This window comes from Ralstonia sp. PBBBR1 (assembly GCF_002256165.1).
GTDB lineage: Bacteria > Pseudomonadota > Gammaproteobacteria > Burkholderiales > Burkholderiaceae > Ralstonia > Ralstonia thomasii.
Window position 1 is genome coordinate 320,532 of sequence record NZ_NKIL01000007.1, and the last position, 19,616, is coordinate 340,147.

17 protein-coding genes, 1 pseudogene and 1 riboswitch are annotated in these 19,616 nt (G+C 64.8%); of the genes and pseudogenes, 11 read left to right on the forward strand and 7 right to left on the reverse strand.

From position 1 onward, the window contains the following. Window positions 1–9 precede the first annotated feature (9 nt). From CFE42_RS14955 to CFE42_RS14975, 5 genes are all read left to right on the forward strand, one after another. Window positions 10–837 carry a thiazole synthase gene (locus tag CFE42_RS14955; protein ID WP_004628383.1) on the forward strand — a complete coding sequence of 276 codons (828 nt, stop codon included), beginning with the start codon at window positions 10–12 and terminating at the stop codon, window positions 835–837. Next, window positions 834–1,988: a thiamine phosphate synthase gene (locus tag CFE42_RS14960; protein WP_004628381.1), complete on the forward strand. Its 1,155-nt coding sequence runs from the start codon at window positions 834–836 to the stop codon at window positions 1,986–1,988. Before CFE42_RS14955 ends, CFE42_RS14960 begins: the two co-directional genes overlap by 4 nt. 125 nt (window positions 1,989–2,113) lie before the next feature. After that, complete coding sequence (locus tag CFE42_RS14965; protein WP_004628379.1) at window positions 2,114–2,593, forward strand: VOC family protein; 480 nt, start codon at window positions 2,114–2,116, stop codon at window positions 2,591–2,593. A gap of 222 nt (window positions 2,594–2,815) precedes the next feature. Continuing rightward, complete coding sequence (locus CFE42_RS14970) at window positions 2,816–5,233, forward strand: DUF3274 domain-containing protein (protein WP_004628377.1); 2,418 nt, start codon at window positions 2,816–2,818, stop codon at window positions 5,231–5,233. A 9-nt stretch (window positions 5,234–5,242) separates the two neighbouring features. Beyond that, on the forward strand, window positions 5,243–6,841 hold the full coding sequence (locus tag CFE42_RS14975) for a hypothetical protein (protein ID WP_004628375.1): 1,599 nt from the start codon (window positions 5,243–5,245) through the stop codon (window positions 6,839–6,841). 18 nt (window positions 6,842–6,859) lie between these two features. Here the strand turns inward: CFE42_RS14975 and CFE42_RS14980 are convergent, their stop codons facing one another. The 5 genes from CFE42_RS14980 to CFE42_RS15000 form a co-directional block, all read right to left on the reverse strand. Beyond that, window positions 6,860–7,219 carry a DUF4369 domain-containing protein gene (locus CFE42_RS14980; RefSeq protein WP_004628373.1) on the reverse strand — a complete coding sequence of 120 codons (360 nt, stop codon included), beginning with the start codon at window positions 7,217–7,219 and terminating at the stop codon, window positions 6,860–6,862. A 14-nt stretch (window positions 7,220–7,233) separates the two neighbouring features. Further along, window positions 7,234–8,145, reverse strand: a complete 912-nt coding sequence (gene thiD, locus CFE42_RS14985) for a bifunctional hydroxymethylpyrimidine kinase/phosphomethylpyrimidine kinase (RefSeq protein ID WP_004628371.1) — start codon at window positions 8,143–8,145, stop codon at window positions 7,234–7,236. Between the two features lie 60 nt (window positions 8,146–8,205). Continuing rightward, a complete protein-coding gene (locus tag CFE42_RS14990) occupies window positions 8,206–8,901 on the reverse strand; it encodes a hypothetical protein (protein ID WP_004628370.1) in 696 nt (231 codons plus the stop codon). Between the two features lie 75 nt (window positions 8,902–8,976). After that, window positions 8,977–10,371: an alkaline phosphatase gene (locus CFE42_RS14995; protein WP_004628368.1), complete on the reverse strand. Its 1,395-nt coding sequence runs from the start codon at window positions 10,369–10,371 to the stop codon at window positions 8,977–8,979. A gap of 17 nt (window positions 10,372–10,388) precedes the next feature. Next, window positions 10,389–11,846: an alkaline phosphatase gene (locus CFE42_RS15000; protein WP_004628365.1), complete on the reverse strand. Its 1,458-nt coding sequence runs from the start codon at window positions 11,844–11,846 to the stop codon at window positions 10,389–10,391. A gap of 225 nt (window positions 11,847–12,071) precedes the next feature. Here CFE42_RS15000 and CFE42_RS15005 point away from each other — a divergent pair. The 5 genes and pseudogenes from CFE42_RS15005 (at window position 12,072) to CFE42_RS15025 (ending at window position 16,209) form a co-directional block, all read left to right on the forward strand. Next, a pseudogene (locus CFE42_RS15005) lies at window positions 12,072–12,823 on the forward strand (AAA family ATPase). A gap of 42 nt (window positions 12,824–12,865) precedes the next feature. Further along, a riboswitch (S-adenosyl-L-homocysteine riboswitch) is annotated at window positions 12,866–12,949 on the forward strand. A gap of 108 nt (window positions 12,950–13,057) precedes the next feature. After that, window positions 13,058–14,482: an adenosylhomocysteinase gene (gene ahcY, locus CFE42_RS15010; protein WP_004628358.1), complete on the forward strand. Its 1,425-nt coding sequence runs from the start codon at window positions 13,058–13,060 to the stop codon at window positions 14,480–14,482. 54 nt (window positions 14,483–14,536) lie between these two features. After that, on the forward strand, window positions 14,537–14,881 hold the full coding sequence (locus CFE42_RS15015; protein WP_004628357.1) for a phage holin family protein: 345 nt from the start codon (window positions 14,537–14,539) through the stop codon (window positions 14,879–14,881). 10 nt (window positions 14,882–14,891) lie between these two features. Further along, window positions 14,892–15,722 (forward strand): methylenetetrahydrofolate reductase [NAD(P)H], encoded by an 831-nt coding sequence (metF, locus tag CFE42_RS15020; protein ID WP_004628355.1) that lies wholly within the window; start codon window positions 14,892–14,894, stop codon window positions 15,720–15,722. A gap of 28 nt (window positions 15,723–15,750) precedes the next feature. Further along, window positions 15,751–16,209 carry a TfoX/Sxy family protein gene (locus CFE42_RS15025; RefSeq protein WP_004628353.1) on the forward strand — a complete coding sequence of 153 codons (459 nt, stop codon included), beginning with the start codon at window positions 15,751–15,753 and terminating at the stop codon, window positions 16,207–16,209. A 4-nt stretch (window positions 16,210–16,213) separates the two neighbouring features. Here CFE42_RS15025 and CFE42_RS15030 read toward each other — a convergent pair whose 3' ends face one another. Both CFE42_RS15030 and CFE42_RS15035 read right to left on the reverse strand, forming a co-directional pair. After that, window positions 16,214–16,828, reverse strand: coding sequence for a pyridoxamine 5'-phosphate oxidase family protein (locus CFE42_RS15030; protein ID WP_004628351.1), 615 nt, complete (start codon window positions 16,826–16,828; stop codon window positions 16,214–16,216). A 17-nt stretch (window positions 16,829–16,845) separates the two neighbouring features. Then, window positions 16,846–17,451, reverse strand: a complete 606-nt coding sequence (locus tag CFE42_RS15035) for a 5-formyltetrahydrofolate cyclo-ligase (RefSeq protein ID WP_004628349.1) — start codon at window positions 17,449–17,451, stop codon at window positions 16,846–16,848. A gap of 43 nt (window positions 17,452–17,494) precedes the next feature. Between CFE42_RS15035 and CFE42_RS15040 the strand changes: the two genes are divergently transcribed. After that, on the forward strand, window positions 17,495–19,447 hold the full coding sequence (locus CFE42_RS15040) for a lytic transglycosylase domain-containing protein (protein ID WP_004628348.1): 1,953 nt from the start codon (window positions 17,495–17,497) through the stop codon (window positions 19,445–19,447). The last annotated feature ends 169 nt before the right edge of the window (window positions 19,448–19,616 follow it).

The following is a 19,616-nucleotide window of genomic DNA, read 5'->3' on the forward strand; positions in this document are numbered from 1 at the left end:
GAGTCTTCGATGACCACTACGAACCTTTCCGCCGTGGCTGATCCGCTGCGCCTCTACGACGAAACCTTCGCCTCGCGCCTGCTGCTCGGCACGGCGCGTTATCCGTCGCCGCAATCGCTGGAAGACGCCGTGCGTGTGTCCAACCCGGCCATGTTGACGGTGGCGCTGCGCCGCCAGAGCGCCGGCTCGCCCGAGGGCGGCGCGGGCTTCTGGAAGATGCTGCGCGAACTCGGTGTGCCCGTGCTGCCGAATACCGCCGGCTGCTATTCCGCCGACGAGGCTTATACCCTCGCGCAGATGTCGCGCGAAGTGTTTGAGACCGACTGGATCAAGCTCGAAGTCATCGGCGATGACTACACGCTGCAGCCCGACACGCTCGCGCTGCCAGCCGCCGCCGAACGCCTCATCCGCGACGGCTTCAAGGTGTTGCCGTATTGCACTGAAGACCTCGTGCTGTGCCGCCGCCTGCTCGACGTCGGCTGCCAGGCGCTGATGCCGTGGGCCGCACCCATCGGCACCGGCCGCGGGCCAACCAACCCGTACGGCCTGCGCCTGCTGCGCGAGCGCCTGCCCAACGTGCCGCTCATCGTCGATGCGGGCCTGGGTGTGCCGTCGCACGCGACGCAGGTGATGGAATGGGGCTACGACGCCGTGCTGCTCAACACCGCCGTCGCACAAGCCGGCGACCCGGTGGCGATGGCGCAGGCGTTTGCGATGGGCACGCAGGCCGGTCGCCTTGCGCGGCTGTCGGGCCCGATGCCTGAGCGTGATGTCGCGCAGGCTAGCACGCCCGTCGTCGGCCTGCCGTTCTGGCATGCGGAAGAGAGAAGCGCATGAGCCTGTCAGCCTTGCGTTTTTCCGCCGCGTGGCCGGAAGCTGCAGCGCTTGCTGCGCAGATCGTCGATCGTCATACCGAAGCCTTCGGTCGCGCACCGCACGCCTGGAGCGTGACCGACCACGCTGACGAAGCCACGAGCGCCGCCACGGTCCTGCTGACGACCGATACGGCGCGAGCCGAACGTGCTCGCTCTGCTGGCGCCGCTGTTGTGTTGGCTGCAGTGGAAGGCGACCAGCGCATCGACACCGTGTACGACCGCCTCGGTATGTACCGCTTCACGTCTGCGGCGCAAGGCGATGCATTCGATGCGCGCTTCGTCGCCATCTTCGGTGCGGCACTCGCGCTGGCATTCGAACCGCGCGATGCGCTATGCGTCGCGCGCGCGTGGGTCGCGGAAGCGAATGCCGATGCGCTGGCCTGGCCCACGCAATTCGATGCATTGCCTCGCGTGCTCGAACCGGCGTTGCCGTGCCCGACCGCAGCGGAGCTTGCCTTTGCGCTGTGCCCGACGCAACTGGGCGTCTACGCCGTCGTGCCGGATGCGGACTGGGTGGCGCGCCTCGTCGCGCTCAAGGTGCCGACGGTGCAACTACGCTTCAAGTCGGACGACGCGCAAGCCGTGGTCGACCAGGTGCGCCGGGCAGAAGCCGCGGCGCGCGGCAGCGCCACGCGCCTGTTCATCAACGACCACTGGCAAGTCGCGCTTGACGTGTATACGCAGGCGCCCGACAGCGGCATCTACGGCATTCACCTCGGCCAGGAAGACATCGACGAAGCTGACCTGGTGGCGATCCGCTCGGCCGGTTTGCGCCTTGGCATCAGCACGCACGGCTTTGCCGAAATGCTGCGCGTCGCACCGCTGAACTCGAGCTACCTTGCACTCGGCGCTGTGTTTGCCACGCCCACCAAGACCATGCCGACGGTTCCGCAGGGCCTCGGCCGCCTGTTCGCCTACGCGGCCGCCATGCGCACGCGCGTGCCGGCGCCGCCGCTGGTCGCCATCGGTGGCATCGACCTGGCAGCGATGCCGCGCGTGCTGGAATCGGGCGTGGGCAGCGTGGCGGTGGTGCGCGCCATCACCCAGGCGGCCGATGTGCCGGCTGCGGTGGATGCACTGCAAGCGACGTTCGCGGCGCACGTGCGCGCGTAAGCATCGTCCGCCGCACGTCTGCGCGCTTGCGCCGCGCACCCGCGTTTTCGCTGACCTATCCTGTTCGTGCGCCGCTGCGTTTGTTGCCGCAGCGGCTTTCCGACACACGCTGCAGGAGACAAGACATGGCGGTCCAGCCCATCCCCGAGGGTTACCACAGCGTCACCCCGTACCTGAGCATCAAAGGCGCCGCGCGCGCGCTCGATTTCTATAAGCAAGCCTTCGGCGCCACCGAACTCGTTCGTATGGATGGCCCCGACGGCACCATCGCGCACGCTGAAATCCGCATCGGCGATTCCCCCATCATGATGTCGGACGAAGCGCCGGACACGGTCTGCGCCAGCCCCGACACGCTGCAGAGCACGTCGGTGGGGCTGATGATCTATGTGCCCAACGTCGATACCGTGTTTGCCAATGCCCTGAAGGCCGGCGGCACGGAAGTGCGCCCCGTGGTGGACCAGTTCTACGGCGACCGCTCCGGCACGCTCAAGGACCCGTTCGGTCACGTGTGGACGGTGTCCACGCATGTGGAAGACGTGGCGCCCGACGAGATGGCCAGGCGCATGGAGAAGTGGACGAAGGAGCAGGCGGCGGCATCGGCCTGACATCGGCGGTGCAAAGAAAAAAGCGCGGACGAGAGCCGCGCTTTTTTTTGTTCCTGCGTTCTCGACTAACTGCCGCGTCGAACATATCCCATCGTTGTTCATTCGTGCCGGCCTCAGGGGCGATGAAGTCAAAGAGTGTTGAGTCTCGTCGATTTCGTGCGCGCCGCTCCGACACTGGTGGATCTGTGTGCATTTGCATCTTCCACCCTGAGGTCCTGCACGATGACTATCCCTGAACAGGCTCTGCCCGAAACTACCGTCACCGCCCGCCGCCGCTCGTTCTACGGCATCAAGGTGACGGATATCACCCTACCCGGCGGCCCATGCCGCAAGGTCGTCTATCCCGCACCGCTGCCCGGCGTCATCATCTTCGTCCATGGCGTCAACTCCACCGGCGAATGGTTCGACGCCGCAGAGGAAGGCCTTTGCAAGGGGCTCAACGCCCGCCTACAACGCAACGACGAGCAGGTCGCCTACCCCAAGGAGAGCGGCAAGCTCCGCCCCATGCGCTATACAGCCGAGCTGACGGAAGACGGCTATATACGCCGCGACCTCAAAGCCAACACCTTCATTGAACCGGGCAGCGGCACCAGCCCCGTCATCCGTTTCCGCTGGGGCTACAAAGCCAGCAGCGAAGACGTCGTCCAGGAAGATGGCACCGTCCGCAACGAGCTTGCGAGTGTGGGCGGCAATATTCTGCTCGACGAGAAAAACGCCTGGGGCGGCGGTCCGTTCGTGAATGGCGCCTCCGCTCTGCCGGATCTGTTCGGCAAGGGCACTGACAGCGAAGTTTTGGGCGGTCTGTTTGAACTTCAGCACTTGCAGACGAGTGACCGCCAGATCTATAGCGCGCCCACGCGCCACTACCAGGCCTTTGCCGCGTGGCGGTTAGCCAAACTGGTCGCTCGCATCCGCGAGCTGCACCGCGACATCTTCGAACGCGATTGCCCCGTCACCGTCGTCTGCCATAGCCAGGGCAACATGGTGGGCTTGGCCTCTGCCTACTTCGGCGCCAACCATATTGAATTCGGAGCGAACAAAGAAACCGGCGCCAAAGGTTGGGGCGTAGCCGACACCTACGTCCTCGCCAACCCGCCTTACAGCCTGCGCGGTAGCCGCCTGGATAACTTCAGCCAATTTGACGGCGCAGGCCGCGTCACCTACGACGCGCGCGTTGCAGGCCTCAAGGGCTTCTTCGACATCGTGCGCCACTTCCGGGCCCGGGCCCAACACTACAGCCACCACGCCGTGGATCAGCTCGGATTCAACGCGTGCCCCAAGAATGGCGACACCCCGCGCACTGCCGCACAGGACAGCGCTGACCACCAGACCCGGGGGCGCGTCTTCCTCTATTGCTGCCCGCACGACCGCGTCATCTCTGTCTCACCGGTGCAGGGCATGGGCTGGCTTGGCTTGAACGACAAGGATGTGCAAGCCACCGGGGCTCAGCGCATTCTGTTCCAACGCGTCTGGGCGCAAACCAAGCCGGGTACCCCGTACAAGGTTGGGGCAGAACCCGGCTACCGTTACCGCTATTGGCACGACACCATCGGCGCAACGCCGGCCGATGTGGGCAGCGGTTGGGATGACACCACCGGCACCTTCAAACCGCGGAACACCAAGCCCACCTTCTGGACGCCGTCCCCTGACACCGCGGGCGTTTCCTTCGCCAGGATCTGGGGCGATTCGCGCAAGAGCATTTGGGGCAAGCTGGTCGCCAGCGCTGCCGGCGTTCCAATCCAAGCCATCATGTGGGGCGGCCAAGCCGTGAAGGGCGCCACCAACGTCAATGCCGACCCAGCGGATGACTGGGCCGTGCTGGTCAATGCCCCCCAGGTGCCCGGCGGCGGCATCGTGCCCCAAGCCGTCTACCTGCCGCACGGCGCGCCTCGACCCGGCGAGACCTCACATCCGGATGGCGTGCGCACCATCGGCCCCTTCAACGCGCACAAGGAATCCGCCAGCGATGCGCTGAACCGCAAGCGGAGCATTCCAGAAGGCCAGTTCGACCCCTACGCCGAGCAACGCAAGACCGGCCACGGCAATGCCGCCAGCGAAGCCGCCATGCGCTACGACCAGAACGCCGGGGTGCGCCAGCGCGCGCGGCGCGAACTCTACAACGACGACGGCTTCCTCAGAAAGGGCGTGCTCTTTGCGGAAGACGACGTCGAGAAGATGAACGCCGCACAACACCACACCTTGCGCGGCACCACGTTTGGCGCTTTCGAACAGCAAGAGCGCACCGCGCTGATGAAGGACGGCGAAGACGCGCAAGCCACCAACCACTCCACCATCCTCACCAACGCCATGCATGCCGAACATGTGCTCGCGTATGACGTGGACGTGGGCTTGTGCCACTTCGATGAGTTGTTGATGAACCAGTTGCGGCGGATGGCGGATTGGCGGTGGTGTGAGCCAGTAGACAAGGACGAATACCCGCCGGGGCGCGATCCCAAGAACGACAGCGAGTTCACGTACTACGGCACGAAGGCAGCGCTCTACGACAACGGCCCGTTGGAGCAACACAAAAACCTAGCGGCTATCAAGGGCGCTGTCAGGGCTATTGGCATTGACGACGCGCGAAATCCCGGGCGCTTAGATGCGTACCACACGTCGCCAGACGGACCACGCTACGCCTGAGGAACCCACATGCGCGATTCATTTCATCTCATCGCTTATCGGCGTGCCGTCACCCACGTGCTCGCAGCCGCCTGCTTGTTGCTTTCTGCCTGTCAATCCGGAGTCCAGATGCCCAATAACAAAACCTACTACCGCCAACCCATCGCCTGGCCGCGCATGCAAAAGCAAGCACAACAAGGTGATCAGGGCCAGGCCCCCGCCGCAGTCCTGCTGGGGGTGCAATGGCTTAACCCGCTGATGTGGCGGGACTACCCAACCCAATGGAATCTGCTGTGGGCACAAGGGCTCGCACAGCCCAATGACGACGACCTGCAGGCGAAGCGCTTCAAGCTGGGCGATGCAGTGGGGCAGCTGACGCTCGGCTTGTCGCGCCATGAACGATTGGAGGATTTTCCACATGTAAAGCGCGACAGATTCGAGTCGGCATTGAGCAAATTGATTACCGCCCCACTGCTCACCTTCAACGACTACCTGGAGGACGCGAATTATTTCTATTCCCTCAAGCGGGGTACCAGCCGCCCTAACTACTTCGACCCGAACGTGTTCTTTGGCTTGCCGCGCGAGTGGTTGAACACGCCAACCTACCTTGACGACACTCACCCCAGTACGGGACAGAAAGACCTTCTTGAAGAGCAAAAGGCCATGGGCATGCCCGCGCCCAGCATCCTCGCCTACGACGCCGCCCATGCCGAAGAACGCATGCGCGACTACTGGGTCACGCTGCACAAAGACGACAGGGGTAGGACCGTACGCGGTACGCGCGTCTTTCCGGAAATGATTATTGGCGAGCGCACCCTGTCACTGCAGGCAGTGCGGCGGCTGGTGTTTCACGAGATCGCAAGCGACGCCCAAGCCAAAAGCATGCTGCTCAACCCCGAAGGCAGGTTGCCCAACGTCACCGTGTCGGCAGGCGACACCAACGTCGGTTTCTACAACCTCCAAGACGCCCTCAAGTTCTTGGCGCAACACCCTGACAAGCTGGCGTGGGTATGGAACGTAGACGCGCCCAACTACCCCATGGGCGAGCAGACCAACGAAAACACCGCCCTGTTGATCCTCGGCCACCCGAGCGCCGACTGGGGCTACACAGCACTGGCCTCGTTCTACACCCCGCATCAACACCAAGGCGCCATTGGCAACAAGGCGGCCAACCCAGGTGGAGCATGGACCGGTCTCATGCAAGCCGTGCAAGCGCAGGCCGCAGAACAGCATCTGGTCGAGCGCGTCTACTACGACGTGCCAAAGCATGCCGACAATGTCACTTCCTTGATGCGGCCGTTGCGCGCCGCTATTCACCAGCAGTGGCCCGGCCTGGACCAGATCGCCAACGTATATAGCGTGGCGGAGCACATGGAGGGACCGGCGCGGGCAGCCAGCTTTGCCGTCAATGCCGCGTTTGCGGCGGCGTATGCCGACCAGAGCGGCAAGAGTGCTGTCGTCACCAGTGTGGCGGATTCCACCGACAGCTGGGCAGTGCTGATTGGGCCGCCGCCGGGTTGGCAGCCCAAGCCGCCCGTGACGTACTGGCCGCGCGCACGAGGCGAGAACCGGGCGTACTGGGCTTGGTTTGGGGAACGGACCGACGGCAATAAGGCCAACGTTCAATGAGCCCGGTACGAGACAGGTTCAGCGCGCCTGACACGTCACCTGCACATTGTTCACATCGCCATTGACCGTGCCGCTGCCATTCGTCACCACGCAGTTGGCCGATGCGGGCTGCGTGCTGATCGTCACCACATAGCTGCCGTCGAACGGCACCAGCCCGCCAAACACGAACGGGCCGTTAGCGGCCAGCGTGAGCGAATCGCGGCCGTTGTTGAGCAATACGATCGCCTGCCCGCCGGGCAGTCCGGACAACGTGCCGCCAATCGAGAAAGCGCTGCCGATGGGCGAGCCCAGGCTGATGTAGCCATTGCAGGCACCGAGCAGTGCGCACAGCGCTGCCACTGGCAGACAGCGCACCAGCGGGATCGGCAGGCGTTTCATGGCGGCTCCCCTGATCAGTCTTCCTCGACATCCACGTCGAGCGAACGCGGCGCTGCGAGCGGTCGCGGTGCGAACCCGTGGTTCAACGGACCCGCCCCGCGCCCAAGGGCCAGATGCCGGCCCGCGCCAATTGCGTGCAGCAGGTAATCGAGCGAGGCTTCGATGGCCGCTTCCAGCGCATCGCCACGCGCCAGATGTGCGGCAATGGCGGCCGACAGCGTGCAGCCCGTGCCGTGCGTGTGCGGCGTGTCGATGTAGGTGTGGGCGTAGATGCGCTCGGCGCCGTCGGCGGTGACCAGCACGTCTTGCAGCACGCCGTCTTCGCCGGCGGTAGACGCGCCGGCCAGATGCCCCCCCTTGAGCAGCACGGCGCGGGGCCCAAGCGCCAGCAGGTCGCGCGCGGCGGGCAGCATGTCGTCGGCGGTGCGCACCTCGCGGCCGAGCAGCGCGCTGGCTTCCGGCAGGTTCGGCGTGACAAGCAACGCGCGCGGGAACAGCCATTTCGCCATCGCCTGCGCCGTGGCGTCGCTACCAAGCTGCGCGCCGCTGGTGCTGACCATGACCGGATCGACGACGAGGTTAGCGATCGGGTGGCGGTCCAGCGCCGAGAGAATCGCTTCCACCACCTGCGGCGTGCCGAGCATGCCGGTCTTGGCGGCGTCCACGCCAATGTCGCTTGCCACGGCGTCGATCTGCGCGGCGACGATGTCTGGGGTGAGCGATTCCACCGCCGTCACGCCCAGCGTGTTCTGCGCGGTGATAGCGGTGATGGCCGACATGCCGTAGCAGCCGAGCGCGGCAAACGTCTTCAGGTCAGCCTGGATGCCCGCGCCGCCGCCGCTGTCCGAACCGGCGATGGTGAGCACGCGCGGCACGTGCGAGGCGGGAGCGGCAAACGCAGCGAGGGTCGGGTCGGTGATCGTCATGTCGTGCGAATGTTGGGGGGGTGTTTCGCACTATAGCGCTATCGCGCACCGACCGAAGCGTCAGTCCATCAGGTCGGTGTAATCGGTGGCGGCGTAGCGCTGGGCGCGTTCCCACGGCGCGGCGGCGGGCGCCGGCAATGCAGTCACGCGCGTGAGCTTGCGTTGCGTGCCGGTGGCGTTGCGCGATTCCACGCGACGCGGGTATTGGCCGGCCACGTCCCAATCGACGGTGACGGTGCGCTCGCCCTGCGTCGCGCGGTAGGTCTGCACGCCATTGCGTACCAGGCCTTCGGCACGCATGCCTTTGAGCGCCGCGGGGTCGAGCAGGTGATACGCCGTCGCCCACGAGCCGTCGAAGCCGATGTTGGAATATTCGGCCGGTTCCACGGCGTAGTTCTTCTGCTGCGACTCGCTCACCACGCGCACGGTCAGCGCGCCCTTGGCGTCGCGCTCAATCCAGCGCGGGGCAGTGTCGGTATCGGCGTGTTTGTGGCCGGCGTGGGCATTGGCGTGGTCATGCTCGGCGTGCGCCGACGCGGGCGGCAGTTCGCGGGCGATCCAGACGCGGTCGCCCTGCCGGTAGACGCGCTCGGCAAAGCGGACGTCGCGCTGGATGCCGTCGGCGCCGAGCGACGACAGTTGGTGTTCGACGCGCAGGGCGGTCAGCGAGTTGGATGAAGCAGGGCCGGCGGCCTGTGCCGTGGCAGCGAGCGCAGCGAGGGCAAACGAAAACAGAATGCGGACAGATCGGGTCATACGAATGCGGTCAGGCTGAAACGAAAAAAGCGCATGCCGATTGCCTCGGCATGCGCATCAATGGAAACGCAGGAATCAGAGGCCCATGGCCGTCTTGACCACGCCGAACACTTTCGTGTTGTCCAGCGTGCCCTTCAGCGGTGCGCTGCCCGGACCAGAGGAGAACAGCATCACATCCCCGCCGCCGTGCGTTTCCGAACCAGGCGTGCCGAGCTGCACCCCCACTTCCTGCAGGTAATCGTCTGCAGCCGTATCGACCGCGGCCACGTTGTCGCGGGTGGCCTTGCGCGTTGTGCCGCCGTTGCCGAACACCAGCGTGGTGTACGGCAGGCCGTCGGCGGCCAATTGCGGCTGGCCGGTCTTGATGTCGTTCGACACGCCGAGGATCGGGTTGCCTTTGCGGGGGTAGCCGTTGATCGTCATCGTGTGGTCGTGGTCGGCTGTGACGACGATGAGCGTGTTCGACAGATCCGCCGTGCCCAGCGCACGCTTGATGGCTTCGTCGAATGCGCCGGCATCTTCCAGTGCGCGCTTGGCATTGGTGCCGTGCAGCGCGTGGTCGATACGGCCACCTTCCACCATCAGGAAGTAGCCCTTGCCGTTTTTCTGCAGCACGCGGATGGCCTTCTCGGTCATGTCCGCCAGGCTCGGCTCGTCCACGCTCTTCTTCACGCGGTCCAGCTCGTAGTTCATGTGGTCGAGGTTGAACAGGCCGAGCAGCTTGTTCGTGGTGGCCGGGTTGACAGCCGCCAGTTGCGTGCCGGTGGACACATAGGTGTAGTTGGCTGCCTGGAACTGGGCGATCAGGTCGGTCGTGTCGGTGCGCTTGCTGCCCGTCGTGCCTTGCGGCAGGTAATGACGGCGGCCGCCGCCGAGCAGCACGTCCAGGCCATCCTTGAGCGCGGCGTTGTACAGCGCGTTGCCAGGCGTGCCTTGCGCGGCGATCTGGTTTTCACCGTCGCGGTGGCAGATGTGCGAATACGTGGCGGCCGGCGTGGCGTGCGTAACGCGCGTGGTCGTCACCGCGCCCACCGATTTGCCGGCAGCCTTGGCGAGTTCGAGCAGCGTCACGGCGGGCGTGCCGTTGTTGGCGGGGCACGTGCTGTCTGCACCGCTCACGTAGCCCTTGCCGGTGGCGTCGCTGGCCTTGGTGTCGGCCGACATGGAGATGACTTCGTTGTTCATCTTCACGCCGGTCATGTACGCCGACATCGACGGCGCGCTGTCGGTGGTCTGCGCATCGTTGGAGTACGTCTTGATGCGCGCCGTGCGCTTGAGCGATTCCATGGTCAGGCGGCCGGCCTCGCCCACCTTGTAGATGCGCGTGGCGGTGACGGTGGTCGGGCCCATGCCGTCGCCCAGGAAGAAGATCACGTTCTTGGCTTCACCGGCGGCGTGCGCTTGTGCGCAGGCACCGGCCGCCAGCGCCAGCAGCGTGGCGCGCAGGATACGGTTCGATTGCGTGTTCATGATGTGCCCTCTCCCTCTTACAGACCCACGGCCTGCTTGATGAGGCCGAAGACCTCGGTGTTGTCCATCGTGCCGGTAAAGCGCTCGGCGCCCAGGCCGCGTGCGCCGATGAAGACATCGGTGCCGCCATGCGTTTCGCCACCCGGAGCAACCGGGATCACGGCTTCCTGGTGGTAGCTCTTGTCGTACACGGCAGCATCGGTCAGCGCGCCGCGCGTGGCCGGGCGGTTCTCACCCGTGCCGAAGCCGATGATGGTGAACGGGTTGCCGCCCGTGTCGGTGGCGTTGGCGCCCGTCACGTAGTTCTTGAGCAGGCCCAGCACGCCGGGGTTGCTGTCACTGGTCGGACCCGTGCGCTTGGCGTAGCCGTTGAGCACCAGCGTGTGGTCGTGGTCAGCCGTGACGACGATCAGCGTGTTCTTCAGGCCCGGGTCGATCGTGTTGAGCTTGTCGATCGCGCCGCGGATGGCGGAGTCGAACGCCACCGTGTCCTGCAGCGCCTTGCGGGCGGTGGTCTCGTGCAGCGCGTGGTCGATGCGGCCGCCTTCCACCATCAGGAAGAAGCCCTTCTTCTTGGCGGCCAGCACGTCGATGGCCTTGTTGGTCATCTCGCCCAGGCTCGGTTCCTTGCTCGGATCACGATCCAGGTCGTACGACATGTGGCTGCTCGTGAACAGGCCGACGACCTTGCCGTCGGTGGCTTGCAGCGTGTCGAACTCGGCCTTGTTGCTGGCATAGCGGTAGCCGCCCGCCTTGAGTTCGGCGATCAGGTCACGGCCATCGGTGCGTGCGCCGCCTGCGGTGGTCGGCTGGAAGTGCTTGCGGCCACCGCCGAAGACCACGTCCACACCATCGCCCAGCGCAGCGTTGAAGCCTTTGCCGGCCGGCGTGAGCTGCGCGGCGATGGTGTTTTCGCCGTCGCGATGGCAGATGTGCGAATACGTGGCGGCCGGCGTGGCGTGCGTGATGCGCGTGGTGGTGACCACGCCCGTGCCGTAGCCCGCGGCCTTCATCAGTTCGAGCAGCGTCGTGACGGGCTTGCCGTTGCCGCTCGGGCAGGTGCTGTCGGCACCCGAGATGTAATCTTTGCCGCCCGCGTCATAGGCCATCGTGTCCGGCGACATCGAGATGACCTCGTTGTTCATCTTCACGCCGGTCATGTAGGCCGACATCGACGGCGCCGAGTCGGTCACCTGCGCGTTGTTCGAGAACGTACGCACGAAGCCGGTTTCCGGCAGCGTGTCCATGGTCAGCTCGCCGTCTTCGCCCACCTTGTAGATGCGCGCGGCGGTCATGGTGGTCATGCCCATGCCGTCGCCCAGGAAGAACACGACGTTCTTGGCGGGCGTGGTGGGCGTACCGGCGTCGGGCGCTGCGGTGCCGGCGTTGCTGGATGTGCCGTCGCTGCCGCACGCTGCCATGGCGAGCGCGGCTGCCACGGCGGCGGCGTACTTCGTAAGTTTGTGGTTGTGCATCGTTGGCTCCCTGAACGATGCCCGGCACTTTGGAGGCCGCGTGTTGCACATCCATGATGCGGGTGCGCCACTTCCTAACCGGATCGCAAGGTTGGCCTGTGACAGCGCATTGACACTACGGCGCGTTGCGCGCTACCGAGGCTCGATTGCCTGAGCAGACAACCGGTCCCGGGCCGGCAGGCGGGGCGATACGATGCGGCATCTGCGATTTGGCCCGCGCTTTCCATGCTCACTCGCCAGTTCGTCAGCCATGTCACGCTGCGGCGCGAGACCGTTACCGCCTTCGACGCCGATCCGTTCAGCCTGCCGGCCGTGCGCGCCCTCAATACGCTGGAGTTGCATCCCAAAGTCACGTTCTTCGTTGGCGAAAACGGCTCAGGCAAATCCACGCTCATGGAGGCGATTGCCGTGGCGCTCGTCTTCAACGCCGAGGGCGGCTCGCGCAACTTCCACTTCAGCACGCATGCGTCGCACTCCGAGCTGCACGCGCATCTGCGCATTGCCAGGGGCTTTCGCAAGCCGCGCACCGAGTTCTTTCTGCGCGCCGAGAGCTTCTTCAACGTGGCCACCAAACATCCAGCAGATGGATGAAGAACCGGGCCTGGGCGGGCTCGTGATCGATTCCTAAGGCGGTCGATCGCTGCATGCGCAATCGCATGGGGAATCGTTTCTCGCGCTGCTGATGAACCGCTTCGGCCCGAACGGCCCGTACCTGCTCGACGAACCGGAGGGCGGCGCTGTCACCGCAGCGGCAACTGGCGGTGCTCTCGCGCCTGCATGATCTGGTGCAGGCGGAAAGCCGGTTCGTGATCGCCACGCACTCGCCCATCCTGATGGCCTATCCCGACGCGTGGATCTACCAATGTGACGGCGGCGGCATCCGGCGCATCGCCTACGAAGGGACCGAACACTTTGAGGTCACGCGGGACTTTCTGGCGAATCCGCAGCGGATGCTGAATATGCTGCTGGAGCAATGAACGGCCGTGGTGGCGGACGGCCGAATCCGCTACAATCCAGCCCATTCCGAGGAGCGTTGCAACGACCGGCCCAAGTTCAGACGGGGCGGCCGCCAGGCTCGGAAGTTCAAACGGCGCTCGCAGTATCGTGGCTGACACGATGGCGAGAACGCTTCTATCCGGGGCCCCAGCATGGGCCCTGTCCCAGTGGTCATCTCCCCGCGTGCGGTCACCCCTCTTTTTCGGAGTGATCCAATGAACGCTGTCACCGATCTGAAACACGACTACCTCGTCGCCGACATCAAGCTGGCCGACTGGGGCCGCAAGGAAATCGCCATTGCCGAGACCGAAATGCCCGGCCTGATGGCGATTCGCGATGAGTTTGCCGCGAGCCAGCCGCTCAAGGGCGCGCGCATTGCCGGCTCGCTGCACATGACCATCCAGACCGCCGTGCTAATCGAGACGCTCAAGGCACTCGGCGCCGACGTGCGCTGGGCCTCGTGCAACATCTTCTCGACGCAGGACCACGCTGCCGCCGCGATTGCCGCAACGGGCACGCCGGTGTTTGCGTTCAAGGGCGAATCGCTCCAGGAATACTGGGACTTCACCCACCGCATCTTCGAATGGGCCGATGGCGGCACCCCCAACATGATCCTGGACGACGGCGGCGACGCAACGCTGCTGCTGCATCTGGGCGCCAAGGCCGAGAAGGACGTCTCCGTGCTTGCCCATCCGGGCAGCGAAGAAGAAACCTTCCTGTTTGCCGCCATCAAGGAAAAGCTGGCCAAGGACGCAACGTTCTACAGCCGCAACCTCGACGCCATCAAGGGCGTGACCGAAGAAACCACCACGGGCGTGCACCGCCTGTACCAGATGGCCCAGCGCGGCGAACTGCGCTTCCCGGCCATCAACGTCAACGACTCGGTCACCAAGAGCAAGTTCGACAACCTGTACGGCTGCCGTGAATCGCTTGTCGACGGCATCAAGCGCGCCACCGACGTGATGATCGCCGGCAAGGTGGCGATCGTGGCCGGCTACGGCGACGTGGGCAAGGGCTCGGCACAGGCACTGCGCGCACTGTCGGCGCAAGTGTGGGTGACCGAGATCGACCCGATCTGCGCGCTGCAGGCCGCCATGGAAGGCTACCGCGTGGTGACGATGGACTACGCCGCCGAGCACGGCGACATCTTCGTGACCTGCACGGGCAACTACCACGTCATCACGCACGACCACATGGCCAAGATGAAGGACCAGGCCATCGTCTGCAACATCGGTCACTTCGACAACGAGATCGACATCGCCTCCGTTGAAAAGTACCAGTGGGAAGAGATCAAGCCGCAGGTCGATCACGTGATCTTCCCCGACGGCAAGAAGATCATCATCCTGGCCAAGGGCCGCCTGGTGAACCTCGGCTGTGCCACGGGCCACCCGTCGTACGTGATGAGCAGCTCGTTTGCCAACCAGACCATCGCGCAGATCGAGCTGTGGACGGAAGCGGTGAAGGGCTCGAACAAGTACCCGGTGGGCGTCTACACGCTGCCCAAGCACCTGGACGAGAAGGTCGCGCGCCTGCAACTCAAGAAGCTGAACGCGCAACTGACCGAGCTGACCGACCAGCAAGCTGCCTACATCGGCGTGAGCAAGGAAGGCCCGTACAAGGCTGACCACTACCGCTACTAAGCCGTACCTGCCGGCGGCAATCTCCGCCGCCGGCATTCAACCCGAGGACTCCCCATGAGACTGCTCGCTGTCTGGGTCATCAACGCGCTGGCGTTGCTTCTTGTCGCCTATCTGCTCAAAGGCATTCACGTCAACGGCTTCGGCTCCGCGCTGATCGCGGCGCTCGTGCTGGGTCTGGTCAACACGCTGATCCGCCCGATCCTGGTGATCCTCACCCTGCCGGTGACGCTGCTCACGCTCGGGCTGTTCATCTTCATCATCAACGCGCTGCTGTTCCTGTTTGTCGGCAACCTGCTGGCGGGCTTCCAGGTGGCCAGCTTTGGCGCCGCGCTGCTGGGTTCCATCCTGTACAGCGTGATCTCGTGGCTGCTCTCGAGCCTGTTGCTGCGCGAGGCTTAAGGTTTCTGTCATGCAAGACCGTCAATTCAGTTTCGAATTCTTCCCGCCCAAGACGGCGGAAGGCGCCGAGAAGCTGCGCAACACACGCGCGCAGCTTTCGCCGCTCAAGCCGCGCTTTATTTCCGTGACGTTTGGCGCGGGCGGCACCACGCAGCAGGGCACGCTCGACGCCGTGGTGGAAATCCAGCGCGAAGGCATCGAGGCGGCGCCGCACCTGTCGTGCGTGGGCTCGTCGCGCGAGAGCATCCGCGGCATTCTCAACACGTATCGCGAGCACGGCATCCGCCGCATCGTGGCGCTGCGCGGCGATATGCCCTCAGGCATGGGCGAGATCGGTGAATTTCGCTTCGCCAATGAGCTGGTCGAATTCATCCGCCAGGAAACCGGCGAGGCGTTCCACATCGAAGTGGCGGCGTATCCGGAATACCACCCGCAGTCGCGCTCCGCCCGGCACGATCTGGAGAACTTCGCCCGCAAGGTGAAGTCCGGTGCGGACTCCGCTATCACGCAATACTTCTTCAACGCCGACGCGTATTTCCAGTTCGTCGACGACGCACGCAAGCTCGGCGTGGACGTGCCCATCGTGCCCGGCATCATGCCGATCACGAATTCGTCGCAGCTCATGCGCTTTTCCGAGATGTGCGGTGCGGAAGTGCCGCGCTGGATCGCCAAGCGCCTCGAAGGCTTCGGCGACGACCGTGAATCGATCCGCGCCTTCGGTCTGGACGTGGTGACGGCCATGTGTGACCGCCTGCTGCAAGGCGGCGCGCCGGGCCTGCACTTTTACACGCTCAACGCCGCCGGCTCCACGCGGGCGATCTGGCAGCGGCTGGGCCTGTAACCGGAAGAGCGCAGCAAAGGAGATCGTCATGGCGGCCGCACCCGATCCACTGATCGCCTGGTTGCTTGACGAACTCCGGCCGCTCGCCGCACAGATCGGCGAGATCCGCGCCCGCCGGATGTTCAGCGGTGCGGCGCTGTACTACGACGACATCGTGTTTGCGCTGGTGATGCGCGGCACGTCTTACCTGCGCGTGGACGACCTCACGCGCGAACGTTTCCTTGCTGAAAAATGCACGCCGTTCAGTTACGAGCGCAACGGCCGCACCATCAGCATGACGGGCTATCTGAGCACGCCGACAGAGGCGCTCGATGGTGGACAGCCATTGCGCGACTGGGCGCGGCTGGCCATTGAAGCCGCGCTGCGTGATGCCAATGCCAAGGCGGCCAAGCCGAAGCGCGCTGCAGCGAAGACTGCCAAGGCGCCCAAGGCAACAAAGACAACGGCGACCAAGAAGGTCGCCGCAAAAAAGACAGCCAAGCGCTGAACGCTCAGTACAGCGTGGTCTTCAGGCGCTCGGGCAATTCGCGATCATAGGCGTCGCCATCAAATGCGCCACCGCTGATGTGCTGCAGGATCTTGCCTGCGGTGGGCACGGCCGGTTTGTTTTCCTGTGCGCCGCGTTCCCAAAGCTTTGAGCGCACCAGCGCCTTCGAACAGTGGAAATACACCGTCAGCACCTGCACGAGGATCACGCTGCGCGGCAGCCTGCCCTGCACCGCAAATGACGCGAGCAGCTCCGGATCGGCCGAGATGGTGGCCGTGCCGTTCACGCGCAAAGTTTCACCCACGCCCGGCACGATGAAGAGCACCGACACGCGGCCGTCTTCGACGATGTTGCGCAGGTTGTCGATGCGATTGTTGCCGGGTCGATCGGGAATCGCCAGTAGGCGTTCGTTCAGGATGCGGACGAAGCCCGGCGCGTCGCCCTTCGGCGAGGCATCCGTGCCCTGCGCGCCCACCGATGACAGCACGATGAACGGCGACGCCTCCACGAACGCGCGGTAGTCGGCGTTCAGGTGGTCGATCTCCTTGAGCAGCGAGCGCGGGTTCGGGGCGCCATACACCGCTTCAAGGTCGGCAAAGGTTTTCAGCGTGTGGGACATGGTCTTCCTGTGGCGGATTAAAACGCGCCGCACTCGGTGATGATGCAGTCCATCGCGATGTCGTGCGATTGCGGTGCGATGGATTCCACGCGGCTCACTTCGTATGCCACGCCAATCGTGCGGGGGCGGTGTCCGGCGGCATGCAGCGCAGCGAGCGTGCGGTCATAGAAGCCGCCGCCGTAGCCAATGCGATAGCGCTGCGCGTCAAAGCCCACGCAGGGGATCAGCAAGGCATCGGGCGTTTCCGTCTCACCCGAGCGGGGGATGGGGATGTTGTACGCGCCGGGCGTCATTTCACAATTGGGCGTCCATCGCCGAAACTGAAGTGGCGAAACTTTGTCAGTCACTACAGGCAGCAGTGCATGGCGCGTGGCGTCGGCCGCCAGCCAGTGGTCCAGCACGGTCAACGCATCGAACTCTCCCTGCGTTGGCCAGTAGGCGGCCAGGCGCTTGACGGGCAGTGTATTCAGCAACCCAGCCAGGTGATGCGCCAGCGCAGCATCGTGGGCAATGCGATCCGGCAGCGCGGCGCGTGCATCGAGCAACATGGTGCGCAGCGTGCGGCGCGATTCGATTGGCGTGGTGGGATTGGCCGGATCGTGCGGGTTGCCTGAGGCTGGCATGGGATAATTCGGCAGACCTAACAGTGATTGGATGGGGCAGGAGATGACATTGAAGGCCAAGGCAGTATATCGCGCGGTCGCGCTGGCTTTTGCGGGCGTGGTGGGCATGAGTGTGGTCGGCCCGACGCCGCTGGCGGTGGCCGCAAAGCGCCAGGCGCCGCAGGGCATTCCAGCCAATCCGGATGACGCGTTTGTCGAGCTGCGCAACGCGGCGCGCCGCAACGATGTGTCGCGCAGCTGGGAGCTGGCCGACAGCCTCTCCGATTACCCGATCCAGTCCTACGTGCAGTACTTCCGCATCAAGCCGCAGCTGTACGATGCCAGCGGCTATGCGCGTACCGATGCCCCGGAAGATGAGATCCGCTCGTTCCTGCAGCGCTACAAGGGCGAGGCGATCGCCGACCGGCTGCGCAACGACTGGCTGCTTGTGCTCGGCAAGAAGCGCGATTGGGCCACCTTCGATGCCGAGTACCCCAACTTTGTGCTGAAGGACGATGCGCAGGTCGAGTGCTATGCCCTGCTCTCGCGCGCGATGAAGGGCCAGAACGTGGCAGCCGATGCACGGAACACGCTGTCGGATCCCAAGGGCTATGGCGAAGGGTGTGTCGACCTGATCGGCTATCTGGCGCAGTCCAAGCAGTTCACCCGTGCGGATGTGGCCTTTGCGGCGCGGCTGTCGCTGGAGCAGAACCTCGTCACGCAGGCGTCGCGCATTGCCGCGCTGCTGCCCGACGGCGATCGCGTGGACAACGATACGCTGGCCAACGTGACACGCATGGCGCGCAACGATCCGTCGCAGGCGACGGCGTATCTGTTGGCGCAAACCGGCAGCCTGTCGCGCGAAGAGCAAGGCGCGGGCTGGGGCGTCATCGGCCAGTACGCCGCCAAGAAGCAGACGCCGGATGCGCTGGACGCCTACCGTCGCCAGCTGACGCTCGGCGGCGATGCCTACCTCTCCGACGAGTCGCAGGAGTGGCGCGTGCGCGCGGCCCTGCGCGCGGGGGATTGGAAGATGGTGCGTCAGGCCGTTGAAAAAATGCGTCCCAGCCTGCGCGATCGAGACCCCGCCTGGACGTACTGGTATGGCCGTGCGCTCAAGGCCGACAATCGCAACGATGAAGCTCGCCAGCAGTTCCAGTCGATTGCCGGCCAGTTCAACTTCTATGGCCAGTTGGCGCAGGAAGAACTCGGTCAGCGCATCACCGTGCCGCCCCGCACGACCGTGGCCGACGCCGAGATCGACGTGATGGGCCGCAACCACCCGGGCTTTGGGCGTGCCAAGAAGCTGTACGACCTGAATCTGCGCTTCGAAGGCAACCGCGAGTGGAACTGGGAGCTGCGCAACATGAGCGACCGCGAGTTGCTGGCCGCAGCCGAATATGGCCGCAAGCTCGGCCTGCTCGATCGCACCGTCAATTCGGCGGACAAGACCAAGACTGAGCACGATTTCTCGCTGCGCTTCCCGACGCCGTACCTCAATGTGGTCCAGCGCAACGCCGATGCGGTGGGGTTGGACATTGCCTGGGCCTACGGCCTGATCCGCCAGGAATCCCGCTTCATCATGGACGCACGTTCGTCGGTGGGTGCCTCGGGCCTGATGCAGGTGATGCCGGAAACCGCCAAGCACATTGCCAAGAAGATTGGCCTGCCGGGGTTCCGCGTTTCGCAGATGAGCGACATCGATACCAACGTGCTGCTGGGTACGGCCTACCTGTCGATGATCCTGACCAACCTGGACAGTTCGGTCACGCTGGCGACTGCCGGCTACAACGCGGGCCCAGGCCGCCCGAAACGCTGGCGCTCGACGCTCGCGCGCCCGGTGGAAGGCGCGATCTTCGCCGAGACGATTCCGTTCAACGAGACGCGCACGTATGTGAAAAACGTGCTGTCGAACGCGACGTACTACAGCGCATTGCTGACAGGTCGCCCGCAGTCCTTGAAGGACCGCCTGGGCAAGGTGGTGCCGGAATCCGTGACGCCGGACGATCTGCCGTAAGCGCATCATCGTCATCCGGTTGTCACCCAATGCCCGCCGCAACGCGGGCATTTTTCATGGACGCGTGCGCTGGCTGGCGCACAGAAGTGTGGCCTGCGGCACGCCGTGTCGACTTACCTTGGGGGCGATCGCGTTCGGGATGTATTGTGGTGTTGCCCCCCCACCCGTC